This is a genomic window from Azospirillum sp. TSH64 (genome assembly GCF_003116035.1).
Taxonomy (GTDB): Bacteria; Pseudomonadota; Alphaproteobacteria; order Azospirillales; family Azospirillaceae; genus Azospirillum.
On record NZ_LGQW01000015.1, the window covers coordinates 4,752,177 to 4,769,861 of the forward strand.

The window sequence follows — 17,685 nt, forward strand, 5'->3', positions numbered from 1 at the left end:
GCTCCGGGCAACCTGGCAGCCTCCGGCCCGGCCGCCCGCAAGCTGGCCGACGAGAAGGGCATCGACGGCTCGTCCATCGCCGGTTCGGGCAAGGACGGCCGCGTGACCAAGGGTGACGTGCTGGCTGCCCCGGCGGCTCCGGCTCCCGCCGCCAAGCCGGCCGCTCCGGCCCCGGCTCCGAAGGTCCAGTGGGCCGCCGGCACCCAGGGCGACCGTCCGCGCGCCGCTCAGGAAGAGCGCGTCCGCATGACCCGCCTGCGCCAGCGCATCGCCGAGCGTCTGAAGGAGGCCCAGAACTCGGCCGCCATGCTGACCACCTTCAACGAGGTGGACATGTCGGCGGCGATGGCTCTGCGCGCCGAGTACAAGGACTATTTCGAGAAGCGCCACAAGGTGCGGCTCGGCTTCATGTCCTTCTTCGTCAAGGCCGCCGTCCAGGCCCTGAAGGAGATCCCGGCCGTCAACGCCGAGATCGACGGCACCGACATCGTCTACAAGAACTACTATGACATCGGCGTCGCCGTCGGCACGCCGCAGGGCCTGGTGGTTCCGGTGGTGCGCAACGCCGACCAGCTGGACTTCGCCGGCGTCGAGGGCACCATCGCCGCTCTCGGCAAGAAGGGCCGCGACGGCAAGCTGTCGATGGACGAACTGACCGGCGGCACCTTCACCATCTCCAACGGTGGTGTCTACGGCTCGCTGATGTCGACCCCGATCATCAACCCGCCGCAGTCGGCCATCCTCGGCATGCACAAGACGATGGACCGCGCGGTCGTCGTCGGCGGCAAGATCGAGGTCCGCCCGATGATGTATCTGGCGCTGTCCTACGATCACCGCATCATCGACGGCAAGGAAGCGGTCACCTTCCTCGTCCGCATCAAGGAGCTGATCGAGGATCCGCGCCGCCTGCTGCTGGACGTCTGAGACCAACGAGGCAAGGGAGGGCAACTGCCCTCCCTTGACCCACCCGTCCAAGTGCTTCGGCCCTTGGAATCCTGAAGGGGCGCCGCAAGGCGCCCTTTTTCTTTTTGCACGCACTCCCCCGAAGAATCCCCCTCTCCCCCCCGGGGAGAGGGGATACCTGCACCCCCCAAAAGGTTCGCGCAAACAACAGTTCGCGAAGCGCTCAAATCCTCTTGCCAAAGATATGGTATCTGGTATACCGTATCGATAATGTCAGTGCGACGGCGGCTTACGGGCCATCGCCGCACCGGCTCCCCCGGTGCCCAATCCAAGAGGGGGCGGGCACCAAGGAGATCGACATGGACGAGAGGACAGCAGCGGGTTCGCCCGCGGTTGTGGATTGCGAACAGCTGGTGGCGGTGATCGGCGATGCCGTCATCGTGTCCGATCCGGCCGGCGCCATCGCCCTGTGGAATGCAGCGGCGGAGCGGATGTTCGGCTTCACCGCCGACGAGGCGATGGGCAAGTCGCTCGACATCATCATTCCCGAACGCCAGCGCCAGCGTCATTGGGATGGGTACGAAAACACCATGGCCACCGGCGAGACCCGCTATGGCCATGATTTGCTTCGGGTTCCGGCGGTCCACAAGGACGGGCACAGCCTGTCGATCGCCTTCACCGTCGCGCTTTTGCGCGGGACCGACGGTGCGGTGACCGGGATCGTCGCCGTGGTGCGGGACGAAACCGCCCGCTGGACCGAAGAGCGGACATTGCGCCGCCGCCTCACCGACCTCGAAGCCGCCGCCCGAGCAGGCGTCGCTGCGGCCGGCTGAGGGCGAGCGGACCCCGGGAGCAGGCTCCGAAGATCGAACCGGAGCCGATCCCTGACGATCAAATCCAACAGACAAACTGAAACAACGCGAAATAAGGGAGTGTTGCAGTCATGACCAAGCCGCTCGAAGGCATTAAGATCATCGACTTCACCCACGTGCAGGCCGGCCCCGCCTGCACCCAGCTTCTGGCCTGGTACGGCGCGGACGTCATCAAGGTCGAACGTCCGGGCGCCGGCGACGTCACCCGCAGCCAGCTGCGCGACATCCCGGATGCCGACGCGCTGTACTTCACCATGCTCAACAGCAACAAGCGCTCCCTGACGCTGGACACCAAGACGGCCGAGGGCAAGGAAGTCCTGACCCGCCTGATCAAGGAATCCGACGTGCTGGTCGAGAATTTCGGCCCCGGCGCGCTGGACCGCATGGGCTTCAGCTGGGACAAGATCAAGGAACTGAACCCCGGCATGATCGTCGCCTCGGTCAAGGGCTTCAGCGACGGCCACCATTACCAGGACCTGAAGGTCTATGAGAACGTCGCCCAGTGCGCCGGCGGTGCCGCGTCGACCACCGGTTTCTGGGATGGCCCGCCGACCGTGTCCGCCGCCGCTCTCGGCGACAGCAACACCGGCATGCACCTCGCCATCGGCATCCTGACCGCGCTCATGGCCCGCACCAAGACCGGCAAGGGCCAGAAGGTCGCCGTCTCGATGCAGGACAGCGTGCTGAACCTCTGCCGCGTCAAGCTGCGCGACCAGCAGCGCCTGGACCGCGTCGGCTACCTGGAGGAATACCCGCAGTACCCGCACGGCAAGTTCACCGACGTGGTTCCGCGCGGCGGCAATGCCGGCGGCGGCGGCCAGCCGGGCTGGGTGCTGAAGTGCAAGGGCTGGGAGACCGATCCCAACGCCTACATCTACTTCACCATCCAGGGCCATGCCTGGGCGCCGATCTGTAAGGCTCTGGGCCGCGAGGAGTGGATCGACGATCCGGCCTACAACACGGCTCTCGCCCGTCAGGACAAGATCTTCGACATCTTCGCGATCATCGAGGATTGGCTGAAGGACAAGACCAAGTTCGAGGCCGTCGACATCCTGCGCAAGTACGACATCCCGTGCGCGCCGGTGCTGTCGATGAAGGAGATCGCCGAAGACCCGTCGCTGCGCGCCAGCGGCACCGTCGTCGAGGTCGACCACAAGCAGCGTGGCAAGTACCTGACCGTCGGCAGCCCGATCAAGTTCTCGGACATGACGGTCGAGGTCACCGGTTCCCCGCTGCTCGGCGAGCACACCGACGAGGTCCTGGCCCAGCTCGGCTACAACAAGGACCAGATCGCTGCCATGCACAGCGCCAAGGTGGTCTGAGGCCGATTGCCCCCGGCGCCCCCTCTCCCTCCGGGGAGAGGGGTGGGGTGAAGGGGGCACCCGGCAGATTTGCGAAAACAAAAAACGGCGCCCCATCCGGGCGCCGTTTCCTTTTCGCAACCGTCCAATCCGGTCAAATCTTTCGGCCGCGCTCCAGATCGTCCAGGATCTCGTCTGCCCGGCTGGTCAGGGTGTGGGCGAGCCGGTCGTAATGCCCGTTGCCGGTCATGCGGGCGCGCCGGGCGGCTTCCGCCCCCAGCATGGCCAGTTCCTGCGCCATCTTCCGATAGTCCGGAACCATGGTCCACACCGCGTCCGCGGGGACCGCGTGCGGAGCTGCGCCACGACGCTTCGGATGATCCTTCCAAGCCACAGTCATCCCATCCACCGGTGCCAGTGAAGGGGGCAATCCTGGCATACCGGAACGCCCGGACCAACTGACGCTTACGGCAGGTTCGCCACAGCCTTTGGCTGTGCATCGTCTTTCCGAATCGGATAGGACTTCGCCGATGCTCCACCCGGAGCCGATCGGCCGGTCGGTCGGTCAACAGGTCGGCCGATCAGCCGGTCAGTCGATCAACAGGTCCAGCGTCGAGCGCACCACCTGCACGATTTCCCCGCCCTGGGGCGAGATGGCCTGCCCGCGGGCATTCAGGATGATCGACAGCTCATGCTCCGTCGTGGGTGCGAAGCGGGCGATCTCCTGCACCAGATCGTCGGCCAGAACGGCGTCGCGCGTCACCCCGGCCTGGGCGGCGGCCTTGTCGCGCCAGCCGTTCAGCGCCGCGGCGATGGCGGCCTCGATCTGCTGGGATTCCTCCTTGCGGCGCAGGTCGGTGAACAGCACCAGCACGCGCCACGCCCCGTCGGCATAGGCGGTTTCGATGCGCTGGACCTCGACCGTCCGCAGGAAGCTGGACAGCTGCGCCTGCGCCTCTTCGGCGGCGGCGTCGGGAATGCTGAAGGTGCGGATCTCGGTGCTCATCGCCCAATCCTGTTGTAAGGAGCCAACCCTGCGGCAAGGCCGTCCTCCATGGTCGGAGCCTACACACAAACGGCGCGTTCGGCAAACCGGGACCCTGCGGCGGAGGTGTTCCGGGGCCTTGGGGATACCCCCAATTACCGCGTGTCGATTCACCTCCTCCGCGCGTTGTGGGAGTAGCCGCAGCACGCCCGGAGACGCCCGATGTCCCATCTCGACCCGCAGGAGCCCCCGTCCCAGTCTCAACCGGACCAGCAATCCGTTTCCCCCCACGCCGGGGAAACCGCCGCCGCGGAGACGCCGCGGCGCGGCAGGCGGCGCTGGGGGGTGCTGGGGACGCTGCTGATCGCACCGCTGGTGCTGGCCGCGCTGGCGGCGCTGGGGGTGCTGTGGAGCGGGTCGATGCTCTACGACCAGCCCTTCGCCTGGTACAACCTGAACCGCATCAACACGGTGGCAGAGCGGGCGGCGCGCGTCCCCAATTCGGTGATGGTGGTGGCGCTGGGCGACACCGCCCTGCGCGACGCCACGCTGGACGAGCACGGCATGGCGAAGGTCGCCGCCGAGCGCGGCGTGCCCAACCTGGAATTCCTGCGCATCGTCCATCGGCAGGCCCAGTTCGCCGATTTCGAGCCGCTGCTCGACCGGCTGATCGCCGTCAAGCCGACGCTGATCCTGATCGACCGCAACCTGCTGACCGCCAGCCGCGGCCCGGTCGACGAGCTGCAGCGCTACGGCAACGGCCTGATGCGGCTTTATCGCGGCCAGACCTATGTTCAGGATCAGGTGGCCCTGCAATACCGGCGCGGCTGCGGCCCGACGCCGTCGGCCTGGCTGACCGGCGGGGCGCCCGGGGCCGTCGCCGGCTCCACCGCCACCGAGCGGCAGGTCCGCGCCTTCATCGACCGCGCCTGGGCCGCCGGCATCCGCGTCGCCCTGATCGAGGTGCACAGCCGCCCGGCCCGGCAGGCGCCCAGCCTGATCTCCAGCGCCTCGGCCGCCGAACCGGCCGGCCAGCCCACCGCCGCCTCGCTGCCCTTGTGGAACTACGGCGGCGGCGCCGTGGAGCCCGAGGACTATGAGGGCGCCGCCCCCACCGCCGCCTGCGATCAGGCCAGCGCCACCGGCCGCAACGCCTTCTCGGTCTGGCTGACCGGCGGCATCGCCGGGGCGCTGCGCGGCGCCCAGCCCGACCGCATGCCCGGCCGCGCCCCGGTGACGGAGGCCGCATCGCTGCCGTAAGGACGCCCCTCAAAAATGACGCAGTGCGAACGTCGCCGTTCTTTCCGCCTTCCGGTTAAACCACTTTTTGTTTATGGTTTTGCCGTCGGGCGAGTCGCAACAGGAGACGGATGCATGGCTTCCATCATGATCAAGAAGGCCGGCGAAGGGCTGGTCTCGCAGGCCCACCGCAACGCCGACGTCGGCCCGACCAGCGGCAGCTCGGTCGTCTATGAAATCCAGAACGTGCCGGGCGGCGTCAGCGTCGATGACGTGATCGCCGCCTTCAAGAGCTACCAGCCGGCCGACAAGGTGTACGAGATCGACTGGTCCGCCCTGTCAAAGTAACCAGGGGAGGGGGCAGCCAGCGCCCCCTTCCTCACTCTCTTACCCCTGCAACGCCGGATAGCGCTTGGCCCACACCTCCAGCTGAGCGACATGCTCGGCCTCTTCGGCGGCGAACTCCTCGGCCATCATGCGGACCTCGGCGTCGGTGGTGGTCTTCGCCACCTCGGCGTAGAAGGCCTGCCCGCGCCGCTCGCTGTCGAGCGCCAGTTCCAGCGCGTATTCCACCGTCATCAGATAGTGCGAGCCTTCCATCGAGGCCGCTTCCGGGCTGTCGCCGTCGGGCCACTGGAAGTCTTCCGGCGCCAGATCGGGGATCTTGCGGAAGCCAGACCGTTCCCGCGCCTCGGCCAGATGCAGGCGCGAGAATTTCGCCATCTGGCCGAAGAAGGCCGCGACCTCCTGGTTGCCATAGGTCTTCATCGCCTCCGACAGGTCGGAGAAGCGGTTGGCGGCGTCCTCCTCCAGCGCACAGGCGTGGGCGAGGAACAGGGCGGCGTCGTGGATATCGGTCATGGGTCCCTTTGAGGTGCGAAAAAGCCCGACGACCTCAAAACCATACAGTTTTTAAGGCCATCGGTCGCGACCGCTCTCCCGCTCCCCCACCCCTGCGACCTTTTGGCGCGCGCCGCGCCCACCCGCACCCGAAAAGCATTGCCTTTCGCTCCGGTTCGCGGCAGCAGACTCCCCCCATGAGCAAGCCCGCCTTCCCCGCCCTTCCCATCGATCCCGTCCTGCCCGCCCTGCTGGAGGCGCTGGACAGCCGCGGCACCGCCGTGCTGCAAGCCCCGCCGGGTGCGGGCAAGACCACCCGCGTGCCGCTGGCCCTGCTGGAGGCGGCTTGGGCAAAGGGCCGCAAGATCCTGGTGCTGGAGCCGCGGCGCCTCGCCGCGCGCGCCGCCGCCCGCCGGATGGCGTCGATGCTGGGGGAGGCGGTGGGCGAGACCGTCGGCTACCGCGTCCGCCTCGACACCAAAATCGGCCCGAAGACGCGGATCGAGGTGGTGACCGACGGCCTGTTCCTGCGCCAGCTTCAGGAGGATCCGGAGCTTCCCGCCGTCGGTGCCGTCCTGTTCGACGAATTCCACGAGCGCGGCATCGACAGCGACCTCGCCCTTGCCCTGGTGCAGGAGGCGCGCGGCGCTCTGCGCGACGATCTGCGCCTCGTCGTGATGTCGGCGACGCTCGACGCCGCCCCGGTCGCCACCCTTCTCGCGGACACGCAAGGCCCGGCCCCGATGGTGACCAGCGAGGGCCGCGCCTACCCGGTCGAGACCCGCCACCTCGACGCCCCCACACAGGGCACCCGCATCGAGGACGCCGTCGCCGCCGCCGTCCGCCGCGCGCTCCGCGAGGAGTCCGGCAACGCCCTGGTCTTTCTGCCCGGCGTCGGCGAGATCCGCCGCGTCCAGTCGCTGCTCGACCAGTCCGACCTCGGCCCGAACACCGTCATCGCCCCGCTCTATGGCGACCTGTCGGCCGAGGCGCAGGACCGCGCCATCGGCCCCACCCCGCCCGGCCAGCGCAAGATCGTGCTGGCGACCTCCATCGCCGAGACCAGCCTGACCATCGAGGGCATCCGCATCGTGGTGGACAGCGGGCTGATGCGGGTTCCGCGCTTCGACCCGCGCGGCGGCATGACCCGTCTGGCGACGGTGAAGGTCAGCCAGGCCTCGGCCGAGCAGCGCCGCGGCCGCGCCGGCCGTCTGGAGCCCGGCGTCTGCTACCGCCTGTGGCCGGAGGCGACGCACAAGGCGCTGGCCCCCTTCACCACGCCGGAGATCGCCGACGCCGACCTCGCCCCGCTGGCGCTGGAGCTTGCGGTGTGGGGGGTCTCCGACCCCGCCAGCCTGTCCTGGCTCGACCAGCCGCCGGCCGCGGCGATGGCCCAGGCGCGCGAGCTGCTGACCGGCCTCGGCGCGCTCGACCGCAACGGCGCGATCACCCCGCACGGGCGCCGCATGGCTGGCTTCGGCGTGCATCCGCGTCTGGCCCACATGATGCTGGCCAGCAAGGCGATGGGCCAGGGCGCGCTCGCCTGTCTGGTCGCAGCATTGCTGGGCGAGCGCGACATCGTCCGTTCCCAGCCCGGCTTCCGCGACGCCGACCTGCGCCTGCGCGTCGATCTGCTGCGCGGCGAGGAGCGCGGCGGCTTTGGTGCTGCGCGCGGCCTCAGCGTCGACCACGGCGGGGCGCAGCAGGCGGTGAAGCAGGCCCGGCAGTGGCGCCGCCAGCTCGGCGTGCGCGACGACGACGCGATGGACTCCAACGCCGTCGGCATCCTGCTGGCGCTGGCCTATCCCGACCGCATCGGCCAACGCCGCCCCGGCGGCCAACCGGGCGGCGTGGCGGCGCAGTACCGCCTGTCGGGCGGACGCGGCGCCTATTTCCAGCAGGCCGAGCCGCTGTCGGCGGAGGAGTGGCTCGCCATCGCCGACCTCGACGGCGCCGCCCGCGAATCGCGCATCTTCCTGGCTGCCCCGGTGACGCTGGCCGATCTGGAGGAGAGCTTCGCCGACGACATCCGCACGGAGACCATCGTCGCCTGGGACGCGCGCGAACAGACGGTGCTGGCGCGGCGGCGGCGCATGCTGTTCGCCCTGATCCTGAAGGACGAGAAGCTGGCCAAGCCGCCGGCCGACGCGATGGTTGCCGCGATGATCGAGGGCATCCGCGCGCTGGGCCCCGCCTGCCTGCCCTGGACCGACGAGCTGCGCAAATGGCGCACCCGCGTGATGTTCCTGCGTGCCCGCGAGGGCGACGCCCACGGCTGGCCCGACCTGTCAGACGACGCCCTGATGGACGGTCTGGAGGCGTGGCTGGCCCCCTTCCTCGACGGCGTGTCGCGCCGCGCCCATCTGGAGCGCATCGACCTGTCGAGCGCCTTGCGCGCCCTGCTGCCCTGGGAGTTGAAGACCCGCCTGGACGCCGAGGCCCCGACCCATGTCGAGGTGCCGAGCGGCTCCCGCATCCCCATCGACTATGACGGCGAGGAGCCGGTGCTGGCGGTGCGGTTGCAGGAGATGTTCGGCCTGGCCCAGACCCCGCGCATCGCCGGCGGCCGGGTGCCCGTGCTGCTGCACCTGCTGTCCCCCGCCCGCCGCCCGGTCCAGGTCACCCGCGACCTCGCGAGCTTCTGGGCCAACGCCTACAAGGCGGTGAAGGCGGATTTGAAGGGCCAGTACCCGAAACATTACTGGCCCGACAACCCGCTGGAAGCGGAGCCGACCGCGAGGGCGAAGCCGAGGGGCCGGTAACGGCCCACCCTTCACCGCAACGCCCCCAATCCCCTCTCCCCCCCGGGGAGAGGGTCAGGGTGAGGGGGCAGCAAAGGCACCAGCCTTTGCCAGGGGATTGCGAAGGGGCAGCATGCCCCTTGGCGGCGCGCCGAAGCGCGCCCGTCACCCTCTCCCGCCCCGGGAGAGGGCGGGGACCCGCGCCGAAGGCGTGGGGAGGGTGAGGGGCACCCCCGAGAGTCCCGGACCGCATGGCCTCATGCGCGTCCCTGCCCGCGCGAAGGCAAATGCGATAGCCGCATCCCACCGCCCAGCGCATACTGAAAGCGCTTCATCAGTCACTGCGATGAAGACACCGAAGACGCCATTTTGTGCGGTATTCAGTGATGTTATTCGCAATCAGAAAGAAAGATTGTTGAATTAATAATTGAAGTAGCTACCATCTTAACACCCGCCTTAGTAATGCGGCCTAATAGTATGGATATGGAATAGAGGGTTTATAATTGGCTGACCTTATCCTGCTCTGCAGAGACGCAAAGCGTTCGATTCCTCTATTGCTAACCGGAAATCGTCTTTCAAGACTGCCCGACACAGATTTAGAAACCAAAGCTCCCAGCCCCGCTCCCAAAGCGGCACCTCCAACTCCCCCTAAATATGCGCCCAATGCACTGCCTGCTGTATTGGCAGTTATATCAACAGTCATTGCAAGCGTATTTCTCATGCTAGAATTTCTAACCGCTCGCTCCATTTTTCTATGAAGCTCTGCAAGAACGTCTGATGTATTTTCTTCAAACCTTCTAAAGCTCCTCTCGTCATCAATGTTAATATCAACCATAATGTCATTCACTAGATTACCCAAGTTTTCCCGAACATCACAATACTCATCCCGAATATCACAATACCTCAAAATATCCATGCTCTCGATGCCATCAGGAACAAGAACATCAAGGGAAAGTTGAATGAAATTCGCGCGCCTCTGTTGATTTTGTATATTTGCTTCATATATAAAATATCCTGATGTTATTTTTTCGGTTGAAACTGGGGTTACATTTTCAGTTTCAGACACCATTTTCGCCAACCTAACGAGTATAAACTTCGCGATTTCTGGGTGTATTAAAATGGGAGACTGTTCATATTGATAACTTTGCGCACGAACAGCAATATATTTATCAATAATTATTTCAATTAAATCTTCTGGTATTTTTTGCATAGAGAGGTACCGCCACCCATAATCTTCAAGAGCTTTAATTTGGTTTATTTTCCCTGCCAAATTTCCAGAAGAAATTTGTCTTACCAGTTCTGAAGAGAGCTTATACGCAAGATCCTTTTTTGCTTTATTTATAATAAAGTTAATTTCTTTTTCAGCATTCTTTTCTCTATACCATTCGTGATAATAGAATGCCGGGTCAAATCTCCCTATAGAACTTCTACCTAAATGATTAATTAATTCGGAGACATATGGCTTTTCATGTACAGATTGAGAGTCTTCTTGAGGAATAATTGTAGAAATCTTCTTATAAAACAATAAGCTTGCTCGCAAATTTTTAGCATCCGGCATATATGAAGGATATATTAGGCTATGATTCAACTTTCCCACTCCTCTTAATGAAATGCGTCTCATCCAGAATTTTATTTCCAAAATAGATCCTGAACGCTAGAAACGCGGAAATTTATAGCGTTTTACTACAAAGCCATTCGTCAATTTTTGCGCATTAACATTCGCTCCTTATACGCCTAAATTACGTACCTATTATAGCGCGTTGCACTCCTCGATGATAGCAATTCACGATCTCTGCCACCTCACTTGAAAATGCCTTAAATTGGACAAACCAAAACCAATCCGTTTCAACCATCTAATATTGGAGAAAACCCGTGGTCGAGCCTGAGATTGCACTCATACCAGCGGATGACGATGGGCTGACCCACGCCATTGCCGAGGCACGGGCACAGGTTGCCGCCGGCCAGATGATCCCTCTGCGCGATGTTACAGACTGGCTCGACAGTTGGGGCACGGCGGACGAGCGTCCAGCGCCGTCGTGCAAGCAGTCTTCGCTCCGGCCGCCGCTGCCGATCTGATCGCGATCCGCAACTACATCGGCCACTTCAATCCCGCGGCGGCCCGACGTATGGCGCTTCGCCTCAGAAGCACGGCCGGAAGCCTCGCCGAATTTCCAGCCCGAGGCCGCCTTCGGCGAGACGGTGCGCGGGAATTCATAGCGGTCCACCCCTATGTGATCGTCTACAACTTGGGCACGATCCGCGTCACATCCTGCGCGTCCAGCACGAAGTGCAGAACTGTCTCTAATGCCGGCTGCATCGTTTACCAACAGCCCAAGCCTCAACTTCCATTTCCATCCCACCTTTACCCCCACTCCCCCATCCATGCTACGCTACGCCCTCCCCCACAGCGGAGGGCACCGCATGCCCTGACAGTGGCGATCCGCCACCTCCGCCCGCTCCACCGAAGCCGCCCCGCGGCCCGTCCTCCCCCCGCCGTGCGGCTTCTCCCCACGCGCCCGCCCGTATGGAACAGTGAACACCCCGCGGAAAAACGTTCCACCCCGTTCCATCCGCCCCACGCCCCCGCCCTTCCGCAACCGCCCATACGCCCTCGACCGCGCCCGCCGACACACCATCATTGCGCCCATCCCCCGTCCGCCCTATGTTCCCGGCAAACTCTCGCTTGTTTGGGCCCCGATGACTGACCTCTCGCACATCCGCAATTTCTCGATCATCGCCCACATCGACCATGGCAAGTCGACCCTTGCCGACCGGTTGATCCAGCAGTGCGGCGGCCTCGACGCGCGCGAGATGCGCGAACAGGTGCTCGACAGCATGGACATCGAGCGCGAGCGCGGCATCACCATCAAGGCCCAGACCGTCCGCCTGCTCTACAAGGCCGAGGACGGCAAGCAGTACACGCTGAACCTGATGGACACCCCCGGCCACGTCGACTTCGCCTATGAGGTCAGCCGGTCCTTGGCCGCCTGCGAGGGCTCGATCCTGGTGGTCGACGCCTCCCAGGGTGTCGAGGCGCAGACGCTCGCCAACGTCTATCAGGCGATCGACAACAACCACGAGATCATCCCGGTCCTCAACAAGATCGACCTGCCCGCCGCCGAGCCGGAGCGGATCAAGCAGCAGATCGAGGACGTGATCGGACTCGACGCGTCGGACGCGGTGGAGATCTCGGCCAAGTCCGGCCTCAACATCGGCGCCGTGCTGGAGGCGGTGGTCAAGCGGCTGCCGCCGCCCAAGGGCGATGCCGACGCGCCGCTGAAAGCCCTGCTGGTCGACAGCTGGTACGACCCCTATCTCGGCGTCGTCATCCTGGTGCGCGTCGTCGACGGCGTGCTGAAGGTGAACCAGAAGGTGCGCTTCATGGCCGCCGGCTCGGCCCATGACGTCGACCGCGTCGGCGTCTTCACGCCGAAGGCGCTGCTGACCGGCGAGCTGCGGCCGGGCGAGATGGGCTTCATCACCGCCGCGATCAAGGACATCACCCAGACCAAGGTCGGCGACACCATCACCGACGAGCGCAAGCCGGCGACCGAGGCCCTGGCCGGCTTCAAGCCGTCCATCCCCGTGGTGTGGTGCGGCCTGTTCCCGGTCGACGCCGCCGATTTCGAGCGGCTGCGCGACAGCCTGGGCAAGCTGAAGCTGAACGACGCCAGCTTCCATTACGAGGCGGAGACGTCGGCGGCGCTGGGCTTCGGCTTCCGCTGCGGCTTCCTCGGCCTCTTGCATCTGGAGATCATCCAGGAGCGGCTGGAGCGCGAGTTCAACCTCGACCTGATCACCACTGCCCCCTCGGTGGTCTACAAGCTGACGATGACCGACGGGACGGTGCGGGACCTGCACAACCCGGCCGACATGCCCGACGTGATGCGGATCGACCACATCGACGAGCCGTGGATCAAGGCCACCATCATGCTGCCCGACGAGTATCTCGGCGGCGTCCTCCAGCTCTGCACCGAGCGGCGCGGCCAGCAGATCGAGCTGACCTATGCCGGCGCCCGCGCCATGCTGGTCTACCGCCTGCCGCTGAACGAGGTGGTGTTCGACTTCTACGACCGGCTGAAGTCGATCAGCCGCGGCTATGCCAGCTTCGACTACCAGATGGACAGCTACGAGGAAGGCGACCTCGTGAAGCTGTCGATCCTGGTGAATGCCGAGCCGGTGGACGCCTTGTCGATGATCGTCCACCGCAGCCAGTCCGAGCGCCGCGGCCGCCAGCTCTGCGAACGGCTGAAGGAGCTGATCCCGCGCCAGCTGTTCAAGATCGCGGTGCAGGCCGCCATCGGCGGCAAGATCATCGCCCGCGAGAGCATCAGCGCCATGCGCAAGGACGTGACCGCCAAGTGCTACGGCGGCGACATCAGCCGCAAGCGCAAGCTGCTGGACAAGCAGAAGGAAGGCAAGAAGCGCATGCGCCAGTTCGGGCAGGTCGAAATCCCGCAGAGCGCCTTCATCGCCGCGCTCAAGATGGGCGACGAATAAGGCAAACGGACAAGGCGGGCTCAGGCCCGCCTTTTTTGTAGAACGCGGCAATTCCGTACAACCTTGCGCAACAAAACGGCCGTTCGGGTGTCATCACACCCAGGACGGTGCCGCTCCTGCGCGGCGCCTCCCCTGTTTTTGGTTCTATCCGGGAGGATGACATGCGCAAGTTTCTCGCCGCCGCGGTTCCGGCCCTGATGCTGATGGCCGCCGCCGCGCCCGGCCACGCCCAGATGGGTCAGACCCAGACCGGCGGGTCCGCCAGGTCCAACGCGGTTGCCAACGGCACGATGGACACCGGCGCCCGCGACGTCCAGGCCAGCCGGGACATGATCGGCAAGCGGGTGGTCCACCGCCATGGCGGCCCCGTCGCCGGCACCATCCAGAACGTCACCACCGGCGCCGACGGCCAGACCATGGTCGAACTGAAGCTGGCCAAGTCCGGCCAATCGGTGATGCTGCCCCCGGCCTCCTTCGAGCGGCGCGGCCGCCAAGTGGTCGTCATGCAGGACCAGATGGAGCTTCAGCAGCTCGCCCAGTACAGCAGCCAGGCCAACACCGGCTACGGCAGCTCGACCGGCGGCGCCATGGGCGGCCAGATGGGGAGCGGCTCGATGGGCGGCTCGATGAACGGCGGCATGGGCTCCGGCTCGATGAACCAGGGCTCGATGAACCAGGGGTCGATGGGCAACGGCTCGATGGGCACCGGGACCATGAACCAGGGCACCATGGGCAACGGCACGATGAACCGCGGCACCATGGCCCCGGCCCAGCCCGGCATGGGCCAGTAAACCGTCGCCGAGGGCGGAGCGCCATCGGCCTCCGCCTTCGGACAGACGCTCAATCCCCGATCACCGTCAGTTCGCCGGCCTGCGGCACCGGCATCGCCGCCTTGACCGCCGCAACGTCCAGCCCGGCGGCGAACAGGCAGACCAGCTTGGCGTAGCTGGCCTCCGGCGTCATGTCATAGGCGCCGACCGCTCCCACGGCAGCCAGCCCGGTGGCATAGGCGCCGGGCAGCACAGCACCACGCTGCACCTGGGTGTTGTCCATCAGCACAACGCCGGCCTTCACCGCCGCAGACAGCGTGTCGAGGAAGTCCGGATCGGTCGAGCCGTTGCCCTCGCCATAGGCCAGCAGGATCGCCCCCGTCGCCGCCGGGCTGGTGCCGGTCAGCATCGCCGACACCGTGCTGGCGCGGATGCCGGGATAGAGCCACAGCATGACGACGGAGAAGTCCGCCAGCGCCGCCGGCAGGGCGTCCAGCGCCGCCATCCGCTTGGCCCGGTTGTCCGGCCCGGCCAGCGAGACGCCCGAGTCCGGCATCGGCAGCCAGTGCGGCTCGTTGCGGGCGACCACGCTGCCGATGGTGGCGAGCGGCGGGAAGTTGGGGGAATCGAAGCCGGCGAAGCGGTTGGCGTCGACCTTCGACGAGCGGTTGCCGCGCAGCAGCTTGGTGTCGAAATAGACGCAGACCTCCGGCACCGGCAGGGTGCCGGCCGCCACGATGGCGCCGACCAGATTGGCCGGCGCATCGCTCAGCGTGAAGGACAGCGGCACCTGCGATCCGCTGAACACCACCGGCTTCGACAGGCCGGGCAGCAGGAAGGACAGGGCCGACGCGCTGTAGGCCATGCTGTCGGTGCCGTGCAGCACGACGAAGCCGTCATACTGGTCATAGACCGACAGCAGCCGGCGGGCGATGGCGACCCAGTCCATCGGCGTCATGTTGGAACTGTCGAGCGTGCGGTCGAACCAGTCCATGGTCCAAGTCAGGTCCGGATAATCCTTCACCCGGTGGTCGGACAGGCCGGGCACCGACAGGGCCAGCCGCTCGAACTCCATGCCCGGCACCGGCGCCAGCGCCCCGTTGGGATTGGTCACGCACCCGATGGTGCCCCCGGTGTACAGCACATAGACCCGCCCCATCGCCCACTCCTGCCGGCATAGTTATCGGCGGCAGGATAGGCTGCGGGCCGCTTACTTCTCAAGACGCTGGCGACCCGGAATTGGCAGCGGCGACCGGACCGACGACGGCGCGTGCTCCACGGTCAGGCGATACCCCAACGCAGGCCCGGCCGAGGGCAACGGATTGTAGGCGAGGCGGAAGCGCCGCGGCTCCGGAACGGCCGGGGTGGGAATGGCCGGCGGCTCCAGGCGGGCGGCACCGAGAACCGTGCCGGTCCAGGCGGCGAACAGCGACATGATCGGAAACTCCAAGGGGGTCGGAGGCCGACAATGGGGGGTGCGCCAATCCCTTGGAAACGAATAGGCATTATGGTGTCATCACGGTTCGTAATGACCGCGCCGTTGCGGACGGGCCGGCGCTCTGCTTGAATAAGCGGCAACTTCCGGTTCCCCAAATGCCCGCCAATCTCGACACCGACCTGCTGCGCGCCTTCGTCGCCGTGGCCGACAGCGCCAGCTTCACCCGCGCTGGCGAAAGGCTGGGCCGCACCCAGGCGGCGGTCAGCCAGCAGGTGCGCCGGCTGGAGGACACGGTGGGCAAGCGCGTGTTCGAACGCGACACCCACGGCGTGCGCATGACCCGCGACGGCGAGGTGCTGCTGGCCTATGCCCGGCGCATGCTGACCCTGAACGACGAGGTGCTGGCGCTGATGCACCGCAGCCCGACGGTGGCGAGCGTGCGCATCGGCACGCCCGACGATTACGCCACCATGCTGCTGCCGGAGATCCTGGCCCGCTTCAACGCCGCCTATCCCGACGTGATGGTCGAGGTCGTCTGCGACAACAGCCCCGATCTGGTGGCGGAGATCGAGAAGGGCCGCTACGACCTGGCGCTGATCACCCGCAAGGCCGGCGAGGCCGGCGGCGAGCTGGTGCGGCAGGAGCCGGTGTCCTGGGTCGCCCCGCCGCTCGACCCCGCGCCGGGTTGCCGTCCGGTGGAAAGCCTCGATCCGCTGCCGCTGGCGCTGTTCCCCAAAGGCTGCGTCGTGCGGGACATCGCGGTCGCCGCCCTGGACGGGATGGGGCGCGACTGGCGCGTCGCCTTCACCAGCAAGAGCGTCGTCGCCGTCCATGGCGCGGTGATGGGCGGGCTGGGGGTGACGGCGATGGAGGCCTGCACCGTCCCGCCCAGCCTGCGCCGCATCGGTGCGGCGGAGGGCTTTCCCGACCTGCCGGACGTCGACATCGCCCTGCACCGCGCCCGCGGCACGGCACCCAAGCCGGTGCGGCTGCTGGCCGACGCGATCCACGACCTCGTCGGCGGCCAGCTGCTGGGCCGCCGGAAGCCACCCCATGCCTCACAGGTGACTGCCAGGGAAGCCGCCCAATGATCGCCGTGCCGCCCCGTTGCGCCCGAACGGCGCTTGCCCTCGTCCTCGCCTGCGCCGGCAGTGTTGCAGCAACCCCGCCGGCCTGGGCGCAGAGCCCCGTCGCCATCGGCGCCCCGCTGACCGGCGAGGTGGTGCTGAACCGCGACATCGAGGTGCGGATCGGCCCCAGCGAGGATGCCCGCATCGTCATGACGCTGAAGCAGGGCAAGGCGCTCAACGCTCTCGGCACGCCGCGCGGCACCTATTGGACGGAGATCGCCATCGGCGGCCAGCCCATCGGCTATGTCCCTGCCGACTCGCTGGACCCGGCGCTGATGGTCACCGGACGGCCGGCAATCGGCGGCGAAGGGCCGCGGCCGCCCAAGCCCGCCGCCAACCAGCCGGCGGATGCCCCTCCCTCCCACCGCAGCGCCGCGGTCGTCCCGCGGGCGGCCTGGGACAAGGCGGCGCAGACCCCGGCGGAGGGCTATGTCGTCGCCGCCGGCCCGATCTCCGCGACCGAGATCCTGGCCAACCGCAAGCGGCGCAGCTTCACCCTGCGCAAGGGCGACGTGGTGGCGCTGATCGGTGCCGCCGATGGCGAGGCGACGCTGGCCCTGCCCGCCGGCACCCGCGCGCTGGCGCCGGTCCAGGGGCTGGTCGGAGTGGCCGCGCCCTATCCCCTGCCGGGGATGCCGCCGGTCGAACCGGGCATGCTCTACGGCATCAAGCTCGGCGAATATGTCAGCTACGCCGAGGGCTTGCGCGCCTGGAAGGAGTTCACCGCCGGGCCGGGCAGCGCCTATCGCGACCTGCCGGCGATGGTCTGGCCGGTGTTCCGCAAGGGCCGGTTGCTGTACGAGGTCGGCGTCGCCCCTTTCACGCGCTTGCAGGTCGACACCGCCTGCGGCACGTTGGCGCAACGCGCGCTCGATTGTACGGTGATCGAGCTGGATACGTTTTGATGAGTGACCGCCATGCGGGCCGGCCAAGCCCGTCCTCATGACCCTTTCGCGATTGAAGAGC

Annotated in this window: 17 protein-coding genes; 11 read left to right on the forward strand and 6 right to left on the reverse strand. The window is 66.3% G+C overall.

Annotated elements, in window-relative coordinates; genetic code table 11:
- From odhB to frc, 3 genes are all read left to right on the forward strand, one after another.
- The coding region (gene odhB, locus TSH64_RS22895) for a 2-oxoglutarate dehydrogenase complex dihydrolipoyllysine-residue succinyltransferase (RefSeq protein WP_109452958.1) at positions 1-924 on the forward strand (924 nt) is incomplete at its 5' end.
- Between the two features lie 338 nt (positions 925-1,262).
- A complete protein-coding gene (locus TSH64_RS22900; protein WP_109448513.1) occupies positions 1,263-1,736 on the forward strand; it encodes a PAS domain-containing protein in 474 nt (157 codons plus the stop codon).
- 110 nt (positions 1,737-1,846) lie between these two features.
- Positions 1,847-3,097, forward strand: coding sequence for a formyl-CoA transferase (gene frc / locus TSH64_RS22905; RefSeq protein ID WP_109448515.1), 1,251 nt, complete (start codon positions 1,847-1,849; stop codon positions 3,095-3,097).
- Between the two features lie 133 nt (positions 3,098-3,230).
- Here the strand turns inward: frc and TSH64_RS35990 are convergent, their stop codons facing one another.
- Together TSH64_RS35990 and TSH64_RS22910 are read right to left on the reverse strand one after the other, a co-directional pair.
- On the reverse strand, positions 3,231-3,377 hold the full coding sequence (locus TSH64_RS35990; RefSeq protein ID WP_199237854.1) for a hypothetical protein: 147 nt from the start codon (positions 3,375-3,377) through the stop codon (positions 3,231-3,233).
- A gap of 288 nt (positions 3,378-3,665) precedes the next feature.
- Entirely contained in the window at positions 3,666-4,082 is a 417-nt protein-coding gene (locus tag TSH64_RS22910) for an HRDC domain-containing protein (protein WP_109448517.1), read from the reverse strand.
- A 201-nt stretch (positions 4,083-4,283) separates the two neighbouring features.
- Here TSH64_RS22910 and TSH64_RS22915 point away from each other — a divergent pair, with 201 nt between their 5' ends.
- Both TSH64_RS22915 and TSH64_RS22920 read left to right on the forward strand, forming a co-directional pair.
- A complete protein-coding gene (locus tag TSH64_RS22915) occupies positions 4,284-5,321 on the forward strand; it encodes a hypothetical protein (protein WP_146208059.1) in 1,038 nt (345 codons plus the stop codon).
- 114 nt (positions 5,322-5,435) lie between these two features.
- A complete protein-coding gene (locus tag TSH64_RS22920; protein ID WP_109448521.1) occupies positions 5,436-5,648 on the forward strand; it encodes a hypothetical protein in 213 nt (70 codons plus the stop codon).
- Positions 5,649-5,687: 39 nt separating this feature from the next.
- Here the strand turns inward: TSH64_RS22920 and TSH64_RS22925 are convergent, their stop codons facing one another.
- Positions 5,688-6,161, reverse strand: coding sequence for a ferritin family protein (locus tag TSH64_RS22925; RefSeq protein WP_109049693.1), 474 nt, complete (start codon positions 6,159-6,161; stop codon positions 5,688-5,690).
- Positions 6,162-6,337: 176 nt separating this feature from the next.
- On the opposite strand from TSH64_RS22925, the gene hrpB reads away from it, so the two are divergent.
- Positions 6,338-8,902: an ATP-dependent helicase HrpB gene (gene hrpB, locus TSH64_RS22930; RefSeq protein WP_109448523.1), complete on the forward strand. Its 2,565-nt coding sequence runs from the start codon at positions 6,338-6,340 to the stop codon at positions 8,900-8,902.
- Positions 8,903-9,350: 448 nt separating this feature from the next.
- Here hrpB and TSH64_RS35400 read toward each other — a convergent pair whose 3' ends face one another.
- On the reverse strand, positions 9,351-10,502 hold the full coding sequence (locus TSH64_RS35400) for a hypothetical protein (RefSeq protein WP_146208060.1): 1,152 nt from the start codon (positions 10,500-10,502) through the stop codon (positions 9,351-9,353).
- Positions 10,503-10,917: 415 nt separating this feature from the next.
- Here TSH64_RS35400 and TSH64_RS36440 point away from each other — a divergent pair, with 415 nt between their 5' ends.
- The 3 genes from TSH64_RS36440 to TSH64_RS22950 all read left to right on the forward strand — a co-directional run bounded on the left by TSH64_RS36440 (position 10,918) and on the right by TSH64_RS22950 (position 14,172).
- Positions 10,918-11,586 carry a type II toxin-antitoxin system RelE/ParE family toxin gene (locus TSH64_RS36440; RefSeq protein ID WP_247873100.1) on the forward strand — a complete coding sequence of 223 codons (669 nt, stop codon included), beginning with the start codon at positions 10,918-10,920 and terminating at the stop codon, positions 11,584-11,586.
- The gene (gene lepA, locus TSH64_RS22945; RefSeq protein ID WP_109448525.1) at positions 11,579-13,381 is read left to right on the forward strand and encodes a translation elongation factor 4; all 1,803 of its coding nucleotides are present in this window, start codon (positions 11,579-11,581) and stop codon (positions 13,379-13,381) included. Before TSH64_RS36440 ends, lepA begins: the two co-directional genes overlap by 8 nt.
- Before the next feature lie 161 nt (positions 13,382-13,542).
- Positions 13,543-14,172 carry a hypothetical protein gene (locus TSH64_RS22950; RefSeq protein WP_109448527.1) on the forward strand — a complete coding sequence of 210 codons (630 nt, stop codon included), beginning with the start codon at positions 13,543-13,545 and terminating at the stop codon, positions 14,170-14,172.
- Between the two features lie 49 nt (positions 14,173-14,221).
- Here TSH64_RS22950 and TSH64_RS22955 read toward each other — a convergent pair whose 3' ends face one another.
- Both TSH64_RS22955 and TSH64_RS22960 read right to left on the reverse strand, forming a co-directional pair.
- The gene (locus TSH64_RS22955; protein WP_109448529.1) at positions 14,222-15,310 is read right to left on the reverse strand and encodes an asparaginase; all 1,089 of its coding nucleotides are present in this window, start codon (positions 15,308-15,310) and stop codon (positions 14,222-14,224) included.
- Between the two features lie 51 nt (positions 15,311-15,361).
- A complete protein-coding gene (locus TSH64_RS22960; protein WP_146208061.1) occupies positions 15,362-15,586 on the reverse strand; it encodes a hypothetical protein in 225 nt (74 codons plus the stop codon).
- 158 nt (positions 15,587-15,744) lie between these two features.
- On the opposite strand from TSH64_RS22960, the gene TSH64_RS22965 reads away from it, so the two are divergent.
- Positions 15,745-16,680 (forward strand): LysR substrate-binding domain-containing protein, encoded by a 936-nt coding sequence (locus TSH64_RS22965; protein WP_109448533.1) that lies wholly within the window; start codon positions 15,745-15,747, stop codon positions 16,678-16,680.
- Positions 16,677-17,624, forward strand: a complete 948-nt coding sequence (locus tag TSH64_RS22970; RefSeq protein WP_247873101.1) for an SH3 domain-containing protein — start codon at positions 16,677-16,679, stop codon at positions 17,622-17,624. Before TSH64_RS22965 ends, TSH64_RS22970 begins: the two co-directional genes overlap by 4 nt.
- Positions 17,625-17,685: the final 61 nt, after the last annotated feature.